The 16,505-nt window shown below is 71.5% G+C and carries 12 protein-coding genes and 1 riboswitch; of the genes, 2 read left to right on the top strand and 10 right to left on the bottom strand.

All coding sequences use genetic code 11. The features are described from left to right. Positions 1–99: 99 nt before the first annotated feature. The 7 genes from thiC to thiE all read right to left on the bottom strand — a co-directional run bounded on the left by thiC (position 100) and on the right by thiE (position 5,985). On the bottom strand, positions 100–1,692 hold the full coding sequence (gene thiC / locus AB0B98_RS28450; RefSeq protein ID WP_145790332.1) for a phosphomethylpyrimidine synthase ThiC: 1,593 nt from the start codon (positions 1,690–1,692) through the stop codon (positions 100–102). 17 nt (positions 1,693–1,709) lie between these two features. Further along, on the bottom strand, positions 1,710–2,495 hold the full coding sequence (thiD, locus tag AB0B98_RS28455) for a bifunctional hydroxymethylpyrimidine kinase/phosphomethylpyrimidine kinase (protein ID WP_357366609.1): 786 nt from the start codon (positions 2,493–2,495) through the stop codon (positions 1,710–1,712). After that, positions 2,492–3,232: a thiamine phosphate synthase gene (locus AB0B98_RS28460; protein WP_357366611.1), complete on the bottom strand. Its 741-nt coding sequence runs from the start codon at positions 3,230–3,232 to the stop codon at positions 2,492–2,494. The genes thiD and AB0B98_RS28460 overlap by 4 nt, the downstream gene beginning before the upstream one ends. Then, positions 3,229–4,008 (bottom strand): thiazole synthase, encoded by a 780-nt coding sequence (locus AB0B98_RS28465; protein WP_238667544.1) that lies wholly within the window; start codon positions 4,006–4,008, stop codon positions 3,229–3,231. Before AB0B98_RS28465 ends, AB0B98_RS28460 begins: the two co-directional genes overlap by 4 nt. Further along, positions 4,005–4,205, bottom strand: a complete 201-nt coding sequence (gene thiS / locus AB0B98_RS28470; RefSeq protein WP_238667543.1) for a sulfur carrier protein ThiS — start codon at positions 4,203–4,205, stop codon at positions 4,005–4,007. The genes AB0B98_RS28465 and thiS overlap by 4 nt, the downstream gene beginning before the upstream one ends. Then, complete coding sequence (gene thiO / locus AB0B98_RS28475; RefSeq protein WP_357366638.1) at positions 4,196–5,362, bottom strand: glycine oxidase ThiO; 1,167 nt, start codon at positions 5,360–5,362, stop codon at positions 4,196–4,198. The genes thiS and thiO overlap by 10 nt, the downstream gene beginning before the upstream one ends. After that, a complete protein-coding gene (thiE, locus tag AB0B98_RS28480) occupies positions 5,359–5,985 on the bottom strand; it encodes a thiamine phosphate synthase (RefSeq protein ID WP_357366613.1) in 627 nt (208 codons plus the stop codon). Before thiE ends, thiO begins: the two co-directional genes overlap by 4 nt. Next, positions 5,980–6,089: riboswitch (TPP riboswitch) on the bottom strand. Its footprint overlaps the gene before it by 6 nt. A 313-nt stretch (positions 6,090–6,402) precedes the next feature. Here thiE and AB0B98_RS28485 point away from each other — a divergent pair. Together AB0B98_RS28485 and AB0B98_RS28490 are read left to right on the top strand one after the other, a co-directional pair. Then, entirely contained in the window at positions 6,403–12,234 is a 5,832-nt protein-coding gene (locus AB0B98_RS28485; RefSeq protein ID WP_357366614.1) for a ThuA domain-containing protein, read from the top strand. A 72-nt stretch (positions 12,235–12,306) separates the two neighbouring features. After that, complete coding sequence (locus AB0B98_RS28490) at positions 12,307–12,861, top strand: hypothetical protein (RefSeq protein ID WP_357366616.1); 555 nt, start codon at positions 12,307–12,309, stop codon at positions 12,859–12,861. A gap of 176 nt (positions 12,862–13,037) precedes the next feature. Here AB0B98_RS28490 and AB0B98_RS28495 read toward each other — a convergent pair whose 3' ends face one another. From AB0B98_RS28495 to AB0B98_RS28505, 3 genes are all read right to left on the bottom strand, one after another. Further along, positions 13,038–14,000 (bottom strand): aldo/keto reductase, encoded by a 963-nt coding sequence (locus tag AB0B98_RS28495; protein ID WP_357366618.1) that lies wholly within the window; start codon positions 13,998–14,000, stop codon positions 13,038–13,040. Positions 14,001–14,142: 142 nt separating this feature from the next. Then, positions 14,143–15,822 (bottom strand): ATP-binding cassette domain-containing protein, encoded by a 1,680-nt coding sequence (locus AB0B98_RS28500; RefSeq protein ID WP_357366619.1) that lies wholly within the window; start codon positions 15,820–15,822, stop codon positions 14,143–14,145. Positions 15,823–15,863: 41 nt separating this feature from the next. Then, positions 15,864–16,469 (bottom strand): methyltransferase, encoded by a 606-nt coding sequence (locus AB0B98_RS28505; protein WP_357366621.1) that lies wholly within the window; start codon positions 16,467–16,469, stop codon positions 15,864–15,866. Positions 16,470–16,505: the final 36 nt, after the last annotated feature.

Here is a 16,505-nt window from a genome sequence, read left to right on the forward strand (position 1 = left end):
CCGACCCCGCGAAGCCATGCGCACCAGGCCACGCCGGCCGTCCCGGCGTCGCCCCCGCAACACCGGGACCCCACCGGGACAGCCCCGCCTGGGCAGGGGTCAGGCGAGCGGCAGGTAGACCCGGCTTCCGCCGGAGACGAACTCCTCCGACTTGTCCTTCATGCCGCGCGCCGCGTACTCCTTGAGCTCTTGGGTGATCTTCATGGAGCAGAACTTCGGGCCACACATCGAGCAGAAGTGCGCTGTCTTCGCCGGCTCCGCGGGCAGTGTCGCGTCGTGGTACGAGCGCGCCGTCTCCGGGTCCAGCGAAAGGTTGAACTGATCCTCCCAGCGGAACTCGAACCGCGCCTTCGACAGGGCGTCGTCCCAGGCCTGCGCGCCGGGGTGCCCCTTGGCCAGGTCCGCCGCGTGTGCCGCGATCTTGTACGCGATCACGCCCGCCTTCACGTCGTCCCGGTCCGGCAGGCCGAGGTGCTCCTTCGGCGTGACGTAGCAGAGCATCGCGGTGCCGAACATGCCGATCATCGCGGCGCCGATCGCCGAGGTGATGTGGTCGTACGCGGGCGCGATGTCGGTGGTCAGCGGACCGAGCGTGTAGAAGGGCGCCTCGTGGCACCACTCCTGCTGAAGGTCCACGTTCTCCTTGATCTTGTGCATCGGTACGTGACCGGGGCCCTCGATCATCACCTGGACGTCGTACGCCCAGGCGATCTTCGTCAGCTCACCGAGGGTGCGCAGCTCGGCAAATTGCGCCTCGTCGTTGGCGTCGGCGATCGACCCGGGGCGCAGCCCGTCGCCGAGGGAGAACGTCACGTCGTAGCGCGCGAGCAGCGCGCACAGCTCCTCGAAGTTGGTGTAGAGGAAGTTCTCCTCGTGGTGCGCCAGGCACCACGCCGCCATGATCGAACCGCCGCGGGACACGATCCCGGTGACCCGGTCCACCGCCAGCGGCACGTACGGCAGGAGCACCCCGGCGTGCACTGTCATGTAGTCCACGCCCTGCTCGGCCTGCTCGATCACGGTCTCCCGGAACACCTCCCAGCTCAACTTCACCGGGTCGCCGCCGACCTTCTCCAACGCCTGGTAGATCGGCACCGTCCCGATCGGCACCGGCGAGTTCCGCACGATCGCCTCACGGGTCTCGTGGATCCGCTTACCAGTGGACAGGTCCATCACCGTGTCCGCGCCCCACCGGGTGGCCCAGGTCAGCTTCTCCACCTCCTCCGCGACCGACGAGCTGACCGCCGAGGTGCCGATGTTGGCGTTCACCTTGACCAGGAACGCCTTGCCGATGATCGCCGGCTCGCACTCCGGGTGGTTGACGTTGAGCGGGAGCACCGCCCGACCGGCGGCGATCTCGGCCCGCACCAGTTCCGGGTCGACGTTCTCCCGGATCGCCACGAACTCCATCTCCGGTGTCACCACACCGGCCCGCGCGTACGCGAGCTGGGTGGGCCGACGGCCGTCCACCCCGGCGAGTGGCGTGCCCGCACCCCGTACCGGGGCCACGTCACCCCGCTCGGCGATCCACGGCCCGCGCAGCGGCGGCAGCCCCACCTCCGGGTCCGAACCAGGTCCGGACGTGTCGTAGAGCCGCACCGGCGGCAGGTCCCCGGTCAGCCCCACCTCCGCGAACGGCACCCGGACATCCGGCCGCGAACCCTCGACGTACACCTTGCCTCGTGCGTGCATGACAGCCTCCCTGGTGATCAAGCGGACCAGCCGAAGTGGTTCAGCGGTCCGCGCCCCGCGCCCAGCTCCCAGCCCCGCGCGCCGGTCAGCGCACGGAGCACGTACTCCTTGGCGGCCCCCACGGCGGCCGGCACCGCATCGCCCAGACCGAGCCGCACCGCGATCGCCGCCGAGAACGAGCACCCGGTGCCGTGGGTGTGCCGGGTGGCCACCCGGGGTGCGCGCAACACTGTGGTGACGCCGCCGCCGTGCAGCACGTCGACCGCCTCGCCCCCGTCCAGGTCACCGCCCGTGACCACCACGTACTCCGGGCCGCCGGCCACCAGGGCCTCGGCGGCCACGACCATCGCGGCCACGTCGTCCACCGGGCGTCCGGTGATCGCGGCGGCCTCCGCGCAGTTCGGGGTCGCCACAGTGGCGTACGGCAGCAGCCGCTCCACAGCGCCCACCACGCCGAGCCGGTGACCACTCGTGGCGACCAGCACCGGGTCGACGACGAGGTGAGGTAGCCGACCGTCCCGGGCGGCCTCGGCCACCACGTCCGCGATCGCCGGGGTGCCGAGCATCCCCGTCTTCACGGCGCAGACTGTGAAGTCGGTGAGCACGCTGTCCAACTGCTCGGTGACAGTGCGCGGGGGCAGCGGCAGCACCGCGTCGACACCGCGGGTGTTCTGCGCGGTGACCGCCGTGAGGACGCTGGTGCCGTACGCGCCCAGCGCGGCGAAGACCTTGAGGTCGGCCTGGATGCCTGCGCCGCCGCCGGAGTCCGAGCCGGCGATGGTCAGCAGTGTTCGCGGGGTCATCTTTCCTCTTTGGTTGCGGTTGGGGGCTGCGGCCGACAGTGCCCACTCCGGGCGGTCAGGCTTGATCCCTGCGTGGGCACGGTCGGCCGCAGCCCCCGTCGTGGAGACCTGGACGACCCCGCGCCGGGTTTTGAGAGCTTGGGGGTGACCGCCTTGGCATAGGCGCTCGTGAGGGTGGCGGCTATCGCACACGGGTCTTTGGCTCGCATTAGTGCGCCTAGTACTGCTACTCCGGTGGCTCCCGCCTCGACGCAGGCGGTTACCTGTTCTGGGGTTTCGATGCCGCCGAGGGCGAGCAGGGGCACCGGGCTGGAGCGGACCAGGCTGCCCAGCCCGGCAACATCCACTGGTGGGCCGTAGCCCGGTTTTGTCTTTGTGGGCCAGACCGGGGAGATGGTGGCGTAGTGCTCGGTGGTCAGGCGGTCCAGCTCGGGTTGGTGGTGGCAGGAGCGGCCGACCAGGCCGACGGTTGGCGGTGGGTACGGGCCGGCGGCGGGCAGGTGCACTGCGTCGCCGCCGAGCGGGTCGGGGCCGGCCACGATGAGGGTTCCGCCGACGTCGGCGAGGATCGCGCGCAGGTCGGCGGCGAGGGCGGCGCGTTCGGCGCGCGGCAGGTCCTTCTCCCGCAGCACCACCCAGCGCACTCCCCCGGCCACGGCCCCCGCCACCACCCGGTCGAGCCCGCCCCGCGCGACGAGCCGGTCGGTCAACACGACAACCCCGGACGGCGGGGTCACAGCTCGGGTCTTCCCTCGTCAGGGGTGGAGGCGAGCGCGTGGAAGCGGCGCTCGATCCGACCGGCCCGGGCCGCCAGTCGGCCCGCCTCGACCGCGTACCGCATCGCGGTGGCCATCGCCACCGGGTCGGCCGCCCTGGTGACAGCACTCGCCAGCAGCACCCCGTCACAGCCCAGCTCCATTGCCAGCGCCGCGTCGGACGCGGTGCCGATGCCGGCGTCGAGGATCACCGGCACGTCCACACCCTGCCTGATGAGTCGAATGTGGTGCGGGTTGCCGATGCCGAGCCCGGAGCCGATCGGCGACCCGGCCGGCATCACCGCGGCGCACCCGACGTCGGCGAGACGACGGGCGAGCACCGGGTCGTCGCTGGTGTACGGCAGCACCGTGAAGCCATCGGCGACCAGCTCCTCGGCGGCGCGGAGCAGTTCCACCCCGTCGGGCAGCAGCGTCCGCTCGTCGCCGATCACCTCCAGCTTGACCCAGTCGGTGTCGAACGCGTCCCGGGCCAACCGGGCCACTGTCACCGCCTCGGTGGCGGTGTGGCAGCCGGCGGTGTTCGGCAGCAGGCGTACGCCGCACCGGTCCAGCAACTCCAGCAGCCCACCGGTGGAGCCCGGCGCGGTGCCCACCCGGCGCAGCGCCAGCGTGACCAGCTCGGTGCCGGACGCCCGGATCGCCTGCTCCAGGACGTGCAGGTTCGCGGCGCCGCCGGTGCCGAGGATCAGCCGTGAGGTGAAGGTCTTCCCACCCAGTTCGAGGGGCACGCCGCTCACCCGCCCTGCGCCGCGGTGAGCACCTCGACCCGGTCACCGTCGCGCAGTGCTCGGGCCGGCCAGCCGGTCCGGGGCACCACCTCGCCGTTGACCGCGACCGCCACCCCACGTGGGTGCGCCACGATGTCGCGGACCAGGTCCGCCACTGACGCGCCGGCGGCGACGCTGCGCCCGGCCCCGTTCACAGTCAACTCCACAGGTCCCCCTCCAACGTCGGTTCAGGGCCGCCCGACGCGGCCACCGCGGCGGCAGCGCCGAAGCGGTCGGCCCGGAAGGGCGCGAGCAGCGGGTCGGGTACGCCGCCGAGCACCAGGTCGGCGATCAGGTCGGCGGTGATCGGGGTGAGCACGATGCCGTGCCGGTGGTGCCCGGTGGCGGCCAGGACGTCCGGTCGGCCGGGCAGCGGCCCGAGGATCGGCGCGTTGTCCGGGGTGCCCGGGCGCAGCCCGGCGACCGCCTCGACCAGGTCGTACTCGGCCAGTTCGGGAAGCAGGTCGACCCCGGCACGCAGCAGCCGTTGCACGGCACCGGCGGTGACAGTGGTGTCCGAGCGCTCCTCGACGGTCGCGCCGAGCACCACCTCACCGTCGGCGCGGGGCACCAGGTAGACGTGCTCACCGTCGGCGTACCCCCGGATCACGTGCCGGAAGCCCGGCGCGACGCCGTCGGGCGCGCGGAGCCGGAGGATCTGGCCCTTCACCGGCCGCACGGGCAGGCCGGTGAGCGCGGCCGCCCCGCAGCCGGCGGCGACCACAGTGACCGAGGCGTCCACATCGGACAGCGAGCGGACCGGCTGCGGCACGAGCACCGCGCCGGCCCGCTGCGCGGCAGTGCGCAGTGCCGGCACCAGCAACCGGGGGTCGACCTGGTGGTCGGTGGGCGCGAACGCGCCGCCGCGCACCCGCGGGGCGAGCGCCGGTTCGCGGTCGCGCAGCTCGCTGGGGCGCAACGGCGTCACGGGCAGACCCAACCCCTGCTGGTACGCCCACAGCCGGCGCGCCTCGGCCAGGTCGTCGCCGGTGAGCCCGACCATCACTGTGCCCTCGGTCCGGTAGCCGATCTCGACTCCCGTCGTCCCGGTCAACTCGGCGGCGAACGCCGGCCAGCGGGCGGCGGACGCCAGCAGCAACCCGGTCAGCTCCCGCTCACCGAAGTACGCCTCGGCGACCGGGGAGAGCATGCCGGCGGCCACCGCCGACGCACCCGAGCCGGGCGCCGGATCGTGCACCACCACCCGCAGCCCGCGGGCGGCGCAACGCCAGGCGATCGCCAGCCCGATCGGCCCCGCCCCCACCACTGCCACGTCCGGCCGGACCCGGTCGCGCGACGGCGGTGACGGGGACCGGCCGGTCAGCACGTCAGGGCCTCGATCAGTTCGGCGGTTGCCAGTGCCGGGTCGGCGGCGGCGGAGACGGCACCGACCACCGCCACCCCGTACGCCCCGGCGGCCCGCAGCGCCGGCACCCGGGCGGCTGTCACTCCGCCGATCGCGATGACCGGGACGTCGACGGCGTCGACGACGGCGCGTACTCCGGCGGGCCCGATGGGGTCCGGTAGGCCGGTCTTGGTGCTCGTGGTGTGACACGGCCCGACGCCCAGGTAACTGGCGCCCGCCGCGACGGCCTCGCGCGCCGGGCCCGGCGCGCGAGCGGTGGCGCCCAGCACACCGGCGGGGCCGAGCACCCGGCGGGCGGCGGCGACCGGCAGGTCGTCGGCGCCGACGTGCCCACCGGCGGCGCCGACCGCCAGCGCCACGTGCAACCGGTCGTTGACCAGGCAGGTCGCCTGGTACGGCGCGCAGAGCGCCAGCACCCGCCGGGTCAGGTCGTACGCCTCGCGGTCGGTGGCGGAATCCTCGACCCGCACCTGCACCACCAGGTCAGCGTGGGCCACTGTGAGGGCGGCGCGAACCACTGCGAGTGGGTCGCGACCCGGTCGGGTGTCGGTGATGAGATGCAATCGCCCCAGGGACGGCACGGCAACGCTCCTCCCTGCGCCGGCATTACCCGGATCAGGTTCGACGGTCGGGGGCTGTCAGCCCCCCTCTCAGCCCGGTACACCGGGCTCCCGTGGGTTACTTGCGTGTCACCGTACGACAGATCCGCCGGCCTGCCAAGGCGTGGGGTCGGCGGTGGCCGGCCGGCCGGGCCACGTCAAAACAAGCGAGATCCAATGGGGCACTTCATACAGTCCTGTTCGGAATGTCGCCCCCCGTTGCAGAACCGTTACCCGTCCGCATCTTGCCCGACATCGAGCCAGCCGAATTAATTTGTTCAGCGATTCGACAAAATGTCGGTGGGGGCACCCTGGCACGGTGTGACCACCGGCTCCATCAGGGAGGGCCTTCGGCGAGCCGACTCCCTCGAGCTCTGTCACTACGACACAGGAGGCGGCGTGTCCCGTTCTCGTCGTGCCCGCGTACCCATCACCGCAACCCTGATCTCCCTGGCCATGGCCTCGACCACCCTGTTCGGCGCGCCCGCGCAGGCGGCCGCCCAGGTTCCCCCACGGGATGCGAAAGCCGCAGCCCCGGTCAGCCAGGTGGCGCCGAAGGCGCCAAAGGCCGCAGCCGATCCCTTCTCCGTCCTGATCTTCTCCAAGACCGCCGGCTTCCGGCACGACTCCATCCCCACCGGCATCGCCGCCATCCAGCAGCTCGGCGTCGACAACGGATTCACCGCTGACAACTCCGAGGACGGCGCCGCATTCAACGACGCCAACCTGGCGAAGTACAAGGCCGTGATCTGGCTCTCCACCACCGGTGACGTGCTCAACGCCGACCAGCAGGCGGCGTTCGAGCGCTACGTGAAGGCCGGCGGCGGTTACGTCGGCATCCACGCCGCGTCGGACACCGAGTACAGCTGGGCCTGGTACGGCGATCTGGTCGGCGCGTACTTCGCCAACCACCCGCAGAACCAGACGGCGACGGTCAAGGTGGAGGATCACGCCCACCCGTCCACTGCCGGATTGCCGGACCGGTGGTCCCGGTTCGACGAGTGGTACAACTACCAGAGCAACCCCCGGCCGGACGTGCACGTGCTGGCCAGCCTGGACGAGAAGAGCTACACCCCCGGCGCCGGCGCGATGGGCGCGGACCACCCGGTCGCCTGGTGTCAGGACTACGACGGTGGCCGGTCCTGGTACACGGGCCTGGGGCACACCCGGGAGTCGTACGCCGAGCCCCAGTTCCTCTCCCACCTGCTCGGCGGCATCCGTACCGCGGCCGGCGTCGAGAACGCCGACTGCGGCGCCTCGAAGACCTCGAACTTCGAGAAGGTCACGCTGGACAGCAACACCAGCAACCCGATGGAGCTGGACATCGCCCCCGACGGGCGGGTCTTCTACATCGAGCGCGACGGTCGGGTGCAGATCGTGAAGCCGGACACCGGCAACACCGTCACCGCCGTCGACCTGGACGTCTTCACCGGTAACGAGGACGGCCTCATCGGCATCCGGCTCGACCCGGACTTCGCCACGAACAACTGGGTGTACCTGTACTACGCCCCGAACGACGGGGTCACCCGCAACCTGCTGTCCCGGTTCACAGTGACCGGCGACACCATCAGCCTGGCCAGCGAAAAGCAGGTGCTGCGGGTCGACACCCAACGCAACACCTGCTGCCACGCCGGCGGCAGCATGACCTTCGACGGCGACGGCAACCTCTACCTGGCCACCGGTGACAACACCAACCCGTTCGAGTCGAACTCGTACTCGCCGCTGGACGAGCGGTCGGGCCGCCAGGACTACGACGCGCAGCGCACCTCCGCCAACACCAACGACCTGCGCGGCAAGGTGATCCGGATCCACCCGGAGGACGACGGGACGTACACCGTTCCGACCGGCAACCTCTTCGCGCCGGGCACCGAGAAGACCCGTCCCGAGATCTACGCGATGGGCTTCCGCAACCCGTTCCGGATCGGCACCGACCCGAAGACCAACACGCTGTACGTGGGCGACTACGGGCCGGACGCCAACACGGACAACCCGAACCGGGGCCCCCGCGGTCTGGTCGAGTGGAACATCGTCACCCCGGGCAACTACGGCTGGCCGTACTGCACCGGAACGAACGAGGCGTACAACGACTACACGTTCCCGTCCGGCCCGAGCGGCGCGAAGTTCGACTGCGCGGCGCCGGTGAACAACTCGCCGAACAACACCGGCCTGACCAACCTCCCGCCGGTGGTCCCGGCGACTGTCGACTACGGGTACGCCGGTGACGCGCGTTACCCGGAGATCGGTGGCGGTGGCGCTCCGATGGGCGGCCCGGTCTACCGCTACGACGCCGACGTGAACTCGAACCGCAAGTGGCCGGCGTACTACGACGGCAAGGCTCTGCTCGGCGAGTGGAACCAGAACAAGATGTACACCATGCAGGTGACCCCCGACGGCAAGTCGCTTGTGGACATCAACCAGCTGCTCACCGGCATGAGCATGATCCGACCGATGGACTTCGAGTTCGGCCCGGACGGGGCGCTGTACCTGATCGAGTGGGGCAGCGGCTTCGGCGGCAACAACGACAACTCGGGCGTCTACCGGATCGACTACACCGCCGGTGACCGCGCCCCGATCGCCGCGGCGTCCGCCAACCCGACCTCGGGTCCGGCGCCGTTGACGGTGACCTTCTCCAGCGCCGGCTCCCGGGACCCGGACGGTGGCACGCTCACCTACGCCTGGACGTTCGGCGACGGGCAGACCTCGACCGAGGCCAACCCGACCCACACGTACGCCACGGCGGGCAACTACACCGCCCAGCTCACCGTCACCAACCCCAAGGGTCGGACCGCTGTGGCCAACGTGCCGGTCACAGTGGGCAACACCGCGCCGACGGTCTCCATCGAGTTCCCACCGGACGGCGGTTTCTTCAACTGGGGTGACCAGGTCCGCTACTCGATCAAGGTGACCGACCCCGAGGACGGGCAGATCGACTGTGCCAAGGTGGGGCTTCAGGTGCTGCTCGGTCACGACGAGCACGCCCACCCGCTGGAGCAGCACACCGGCTGCACCGGCACCGTCCAGACGTCGCTCGCCTCCGGGCACGGCGCCGAGGCGAACGTCTTCGCGGTCTTCGAGGCCACCTACACCGACGGGGGTGGTGCCGGCGGGTCCGGTGCCCTGACCGGCCGGCAGATCGAGGTTCTCCAGCCGAAGCAGAAGCAGGCCGAGTTCTTCACCGCCACCGGGCGTGCCCCGGTGAGCACCGGCGGCGGCGACGCCGGCGTGCAGAGGGAAGCGGCCACCGACTCCGCTGGTGGCGGTCAGAGCATCGCGTTCATCGAGGACGGTGACTGGTGGTCGGTCGCTCCGGCGGACCTGACCAACATCACCGAGATCCGCTTCCGGGCCGCCTCGGCCGCCGCAGGTGGTCGGATCGAGGTTCGCGCGGGTGCCGTCGACGGACCGGTGGTCGCCACTGCCGTCGTACCGTCGACCGGCGCGTGGCAGACGTACACGGACGTGAGCGCACCGGTCACCGGCGCCGCGAGCGGCTCGCTGTACTTCGTGGCCCGCGATCCGAACGGCGGAACGGGTTCGCTGTTCAACGTCAACTGGATGGACTTCGTCGGCCGCGGTGTCACCGAGAACGGGCCGCCGGTGGTCAGCGCCACGGCCACCCCGGCCACCGGCACCGCACCGGTCACCGTCGCCTTCGACGGCACTGCCACCGACGCCGAGGGCGACACCCCGTTGACGTACGCCTGGGACTTCGGTGACGGAGGCTCGGCGACCACACTGGACGCCAGCCACACCTACACCAGTCCGGGCACCTTCACGGCCACCCTCACGGTGACCGACAGCAAGGGCGCCAAGTCGTACGCCACGGTGCCGGTAAGGGTCGACGCACCTGACACGTCCTGCTTCGGGGCGCGTTCGGACGACTTCAACGGCAACAGCCTCGACAAGGAGCGCTGGACCAGCATCGTCCGGGAGAACCAGCTCTACTCGCTCAGTGGCGGTGCGCTGCGGCTGCCCACCGGCGTGGGTGACCTCTACGGTGCTCGCAACGACGCCACCAACCTGGTGCTCCAGGCGGCCCCGACCGGCGCGTGGGAGATGACCACCAAGGTCACCCTGCCGGTGACGGCCAACTACCAGCAGGCCGGCCTGCTGGTGTACGGCGACGACGACAACTACGCCAAGGTTGACCTGCTGTACAACGGCAGCCGTCGGGTGGAGTTCATCCGGGAGACGGCGGCGACGCCTCGCAACGAGGCCGCCGACGCCACCGCCGCACCTGCCGGTGACACCGTGTACCTGCGGATCACCAGCGACGGGACGAACCTGACCGCGTCCGCCTCGGGCGACGGGCAGACCTTCACCCCGGTCGGCCGTTCGGCAGCGCTCGCCGGCATCACCAACCCGCGGATCGGGGTCTTCGCCCTCAACGGAGGCACCGAGGCGCCGGTTGTCGACGCCGCGTTCGACTCCTTCCAGGTCACGCCGGACGCCCCGGCCGGCCCGGTCGACCCGTCGGACGAGTTCACCGGCAGCACGCTGGACAAGTGCCGGTGGGACGCCGTGACGCGGGAGGACCCGAGCGGTTACCGGGTCACCGATGGCGCGCTGCGGATCGACGTGCCCAACGGTGACATCTACGGCACCGACAACACCGGGCCGAAGAACTTCATCCTCCAGACCGCGCCGTCCGGCGACTGGACCCTGGAGACGAAGGTCGACGGCAGCCTGCTGAACGAGCAGTACCAGCAGGCCGGTCTGCTCGTGCAGGCGGACGACGACAACTACCTGAAGCTCGACTTCATCGCGGACAACCAGGCCGGCCAGGCGGTGACGCGGCGGATCGAGTTCCGCAGCGAGATCGCCGGGGTGGTCCAGAACCCGCAGCCCGAGGCGGGCAACCTGACCTCGGCGGTGTGGCACCTGCGGCTGGCCCGCACGGGCGACACGTTCACCGCGTCGTACTCGGCCGACGGGACGACCTGGACCGCGTTGACGGCGCTGACCAACAGCGCGGTCGGGGCAACCCCGAAGGTCGGGCTGTTCACCCTCGGCGCCAACCAGACGGCGTCGAAGACCGCCTCGTTCGACTACTTCCGGCTCAGCACGAAGGTGGCCGACGAGACGGCACCGGTGACCACCTCGGCGGTTTCCGGCACCCCGACCGACGGGTGGCACACCGGGCCTGTGACGATCACGCTCACCGGTGCCGACGAGGCCGGCGGTAGCGGGCTCGCCGGTACGGAGTACCAGTTGGACGGGGCCACCACCTGGACGGCGTACACCGCTCCGGTGGCGGTCAGCGGGGACGGCGAGCACGAGCTCCGGTTCCGCTCGACGGACAAGGCCGGCAACGTGGAGGCGACCAAGACCGTCTCGGTCAAAATCGATGCCACGGCGCCGGTGACCTCGGCGACGTTCGCTCCGGCGAACGACGCCGGTTGGCACAACGGGACCATCCCGGTCGTGCTGGCCGCCACCGACGCCGGTTCCGGCGTCAAGACGGTGGAGTGGTCGCTGGACGGTGGTGCGTGGGCGCCGTACTCGACGCCGATCGAGGTGACCGGTGACGGGCAGCACGAGCTGCTGTTCCGCTCGGCGGACAAGGCGGGCAACGTCGAGACGCTGAAGTCGGCGGTGCTGCGCATCGACGGCACCAAGCCGACGCTGCTGGTGTCCGGGCTGGCCGACGGCCAGCTCTACGGCGACAGCCAGGACGTCCGGGTGGCCTGGCAGGCCGTCGACCCGTCCTCGGGTATCGCTAGCGTGGTCGGTCAGCTCGACGGCCAGGCGTACACCAGTGGCACCCTGCAGGCCATGTACGACCTGTCACTCGGCCTGCACGAGCTGACGGTGACCGCAACCGACAAGGCGGGCAACAAGACCACCTCGACGGTCCGGTTCTTCGTCACCACCTCGTTCCGGGACATGCAGAGTCTGCTGGACCGGTTCAAGGCGACGGGGCGGCTCTCGACCAAGGCGCACAAGCAGCTGTCGAACAAGCTCGACGCTGTTCGCGCGTCCGAGGCGGCCGGCGACGACAAGGCTGCCGTCCGGCAGCTGACCGCGTTCCGGACGCTCGCCAGCGACGCCACGCTGGTGCCCGAGGCGGAGGTTCGGGACGTCCTGATCCGGGACGCCGACGCCATGATCGTTCGGCTCGGCGGCGCGGCCAGCAAGGCCGGGGTCAAGGCGAACGACGGTGACTCGGTCAAGGGCACCGGGCGGCTCGGTGGCGACGCCACCCGGCTGGCTCCCGGTCGTCAGCTCTGATCCGACGAGGCCCCTCCCCGACGCTGCGGCGTCGGGGAGGGGCTTCCCTCATTCGGTAGGGAGGGGATGTCCGTGACGGGTATCCGCAAGGTGTTTGCCGCCGTCCTCGTCGGACTGGCAGTGACAGTGTCCGCCGCCGCCCCGGCGGCGGCGCGGGCCGCTCAGGCCGCCCCGGCGGCTCAGGCCGACAAGCTCAAGCTCGCTGTGGCCGGCGACGGGGCTCAGGGCGTCACCATCCAGGCCAGCTACGCCGATGGTCGCCGGCTGGAGCAGGTGGTACGACTGGTCCTCACCGCCACCGGCCCCGACGGGCAGAAGGTCGGGCCTGTGCAGTTGGAACCGCAGCCCGAGGGGCACGGTTTCTACAGCAGCGGTCCGGTGCTGTCCACTGGCACCTGGAAGGTGACTGTGAACTCCCCCGCCCCGTTGCAGAGCAAGGCCACCGCCACGGTGCAGGCCCGCGCGGCGCAGTCGCCGCCGGTGCCCGAGCCGGTCGCGGTGAACAAGGCGACGGACGGGGCGGGCGGGGCGGGCGCCGGTTGGTGGCCGTTCGCGGCGGCCGGTCTCGTCCTGGTGGCCGCGGCGATGGGGGTGGCCATGCTGTTCGGCCGCCGCCGCACCGACTGATCAACCAACGCGCGTTCAACGACCGGGCCGGGCCGCGACGAGCGGCCCGGCCCGTTGTCGTCTGACCTGGGCGTGATCGACTCGACATTCATGAAGCCGCGCCTTCCCGGCCCCCGGGTCACCCCGACTTTCGGGAACACGAGTGGATCAAGGCGCCGAGCCCCGTCCCGCCGCGCTCAGAGGATGGCGCGCAGCGCCGCCAGGTCGTCGTCGCTGGGCTCCCAGGTGCCGGCGGCGGCGTTGGCACGCACCTGCTCGGGCGTGGTGGCACCGGCGATCACCGAGGTCACCGCCGGCTGAGCGGCCAGCCCACCGATCGCCACCTGGAGCATCGTCAGCCCCCGCTCGGCCGCGTACGCCTCGATCGCCTCGATGGTGTCCCAGTCGGCCGCGGCGAGCCGCTCCGCGTACCGGCCACCGCCGGAGAGCCGGCTGCCGGCCGGCGGCTGGGCCTCACGCCTGTACTTGCCGGTGAGCAGACCGTTGGCGAGCGGGAAGAACGGCAGCATGCCGAGGCCGAACCGCTCACACGCCGGGATCACCTCGGCCTCCACCGAGCGCTCCACCAGGCTGTAGTGGTTCTGCGCGCTGATGAAGCGGGACCGGCCGTTGGACGAGGCGACCCAGTCCGCGTCGGCGATCTGCCAGCCGGTGAAGTTGGAGTTGCCCAGGTAGCGCACCTTGCCGTCGCGGACCAGGTCGTCCAGGGCGGCGAGGGTCTCGTCGATCGGGGTGCCCGGGTCGGGCTCGTGCATCTGGTACAGGTCGATGTGGTCGGTGCCGAGCCGGCGCAGCGACGCCTCCACAGCGCGGGCGATGTAACGCCGCGCGCCACGAGCGCCGTAGTCCGGCCCGTTGAGGCCGTTCATGTCCATGCCGAACTTGGTGGCCACCACCACGTCGTCCCGGCGACCCTTGAGCGCCTGCCCGAGCAGTTCCTCGGAGCTGCCCTGCGGCTCACCGTAGATGTCGGCGGTGTCGAAGAGGGTGATCCCGGCGTCCAGGGCGGCGTCCACCACCGCCCGGGTGCCGTCGAGGTCGAGCTTGCGGCCGAAGTTGTTGCAGCCGATGCCGACCACGGACACCACGAGCCCGGAGTCGCCCAGCCGGCGATAGGTCATCTCAGTCACGAGATCCACCCTATGCCGGCCCGGCGCGGGCCACTGCGGCGGCGGCTCAGCCGACCACCTCGGTGACCAGCTGACGGGCAGCGTTGATGGTCGCGGCCAGCTCGGCCGGACTGCTGCCGACGCCACGGAGCAACGCCTGCGCCGGTGGGGATCACCCGACGTCCCAGACCGGTTCCGGGGTCTCCACCACCTCGCTGTCGCCTCGGAACAGCACGAACCGGTCGAACGAGCGGGTGAACCAACGGTCGTGGGTGACAGCGATCACCGTCCCCTCGAAGGCGTTCAGGCCCGCTTCGAGCGCTTCCGCGCTGGCCAGGTCGAGGTTGTCGGTGGGCTCGTCGAGCAGCAGCAGAGTCGCCCCGGAGAGCTCCAACAGCAGCACCAGGAACCGGGCCTGCTGCCCGCCGGAGAGCGTGCCGAAGCGCTGGTCGCCCTGCGCGGCCAGCTCGTAGCGACTGAGCACACCCATCGCCGCGTGCCGGTCCATCCCGGTGCGGTGCTCGTCGCCCCGCCAGAGGATCTCGACGAGTGTCTTCGACATCAGCTCCGGCCGGTCGTGGGTCTGGGAGAAGTGGCCGGGACGGACCCGGGCACCGAGGCGGGCCGTGCCCTCGTGCGCCACCGGGGCGAGCGCGCCCGCGCCGTCGACCGGCCCGTTCGCCGGGTCCGGGTCGGTGCCGCCGCGGGCCAACAGCCGCAGGAAGTGCGACTTGCCGGTGCCGTTGGCGCCGAGCACCGCCACCCGGTCGCCGTACCAGATCTCCAGGTCGAAGGGGAACGTCAGGCCGTCGAGCTCCAGCTGCTCGCAGACGACAGCGCGCTTGCCGGTCCGTCCGCCGGCCAGCCGCATCCGGATGTCCTGGTCCTTCGGCGGTACGGGCGGCGGCCCGGCCTCCTCGAACTTGCGCAACCGGGTCTGCGCGGCCTGGTAACGCGAGGCCAACCCGTCGTTGTACGCGGCCTTCTGCTTGTACATCAGCATCAGCTCGCGCAGCTTCTGGTGCTCCTCGTCCCAGCGCCGGCGCAGCTCGTCGAGGCGGGCGTGCCGAGCCACCCGAGCCTCGTGCCAGCTGGCGAAGCCGCCGGGGTGCACCCAGGCACTGCCACCCTCGACGGCGACCACCCGGTCGGCGCTCTGGGCCAGCAGTTCGCGGTCGTGCGAGACGTAGAGCACCGACTTCGTCGACTCGCGCAGTCGCGCCTCCAGCCAGCGTTTGCCGGGCACGTCGAGGAAGTTGTCCGGTTCGTCGAGCAGCAGCACCTCGTCCGGGCCGCGCAGCAGCAACTCCAGGGCGAAGCGCTTCTGCTGGCCGCCGGAGAGGGTACGCACCGGACGGTCCCGTACGGCGTCCCACGGTTGGCCGAGCACGATGGTCGCGACGGTGTCGAAGAGCACCTCGGCGTCGTACCCGCCGGCCTCACCCCAGGCGCCGAGCGCGTCGGCGTACGCCAGCTGGGCCTTGCCGGCGGCGTTGCTGAACTTGCCGTGGGCCTCGGCCGCCCGCATGGCCGCCTCGGTGTCGCCGAGCCGTCGGCCGGCATCGCGAAGCGCCGGCGGGGCCAGCGACAACGCCAGGTCGGCGAGGGTGGACTCGTCACCGATCATGCCGATGAACTGGCGCATCACACCAAGCCCGCCGGCCCGCGCGACGACGCCGCTGCGCACCGGCAGGTCGCCGGCGACCATCCTCAGCAGCGTCGTCTTTCCCGCGCCGTTCGGCCCGACCAGGGCGACCTTGCTGCCCTCCCCGACCCGGAACGACACGTCGGCGAAGAGTCCCCGACCGTCGGGCAGGATGTGCCCGACCGCTGCCACGTCCACGTATCCCACGCCGGGATCCTGCCCCAGTGAGGGCCGGGGGGTATATCCAATTACCGGGTGACGCGCAGCACCCGGAAGCCCTTTTGGCTGGCGTACCGCTCGACCTGCCAGCTCTGTTCGGTGAGCCAGCGTTGCAGCGAGTCGCCGCCGAGGTGCCGGGCGACGACCAACCAGCCGACGCCGTCCGGGGCGAGTCGGGGCAGCCAGCGCAGCAACAGGTCGTGCAGCCCGTCCTTGCCGATCCGGATGGGCGGGTTCGACCAGATCTGGGCGAAGCGGACGCTGTCCGGAACGTCGTCCGGCGCGCTGACCCGGACCCGGTCGGCGGCGCCGACCCGAGCCGCGTTGGCTGCGGTCAGCTCGCGGGCCCGGGCGTTGACGTCGACGGCCCAGACGGTGCTGGTGGGCGCGAGGTCGGCCAGCACGCAGCTGATCGGCCCGAACCCGCAGCCCAGGTCGAGCAGGTCGCCGGTGGTGTCGACGGCGGGCAGCTCGGCCTTGCGCAGCAGCACCGCGGTGCCGGGGTCGAGGCGGCTGGCGGAGAAGACCCCGCCGGCCGAGGTGAGCCGGTAGTCGCGGTCGGCGACGGAGAACTCGACCTCGCGCGCCGGGGCGTCGCTGGTGGGCTGAGCGGTGAAGTAGTGGTCGCCGGTCACCCGGCAATTCTCGCACCGGTCCGGGGCGGACCTGAC

Source organism: Micromonospora sp. NPDC048947, from assembly GCF_040649495.1.
GTDB lineage: Bacteria > Actinomycetota > Actinomycetes > Mycobacteriales > Micromonosporaceae > Micromonospora > Micromonospora alfalfae.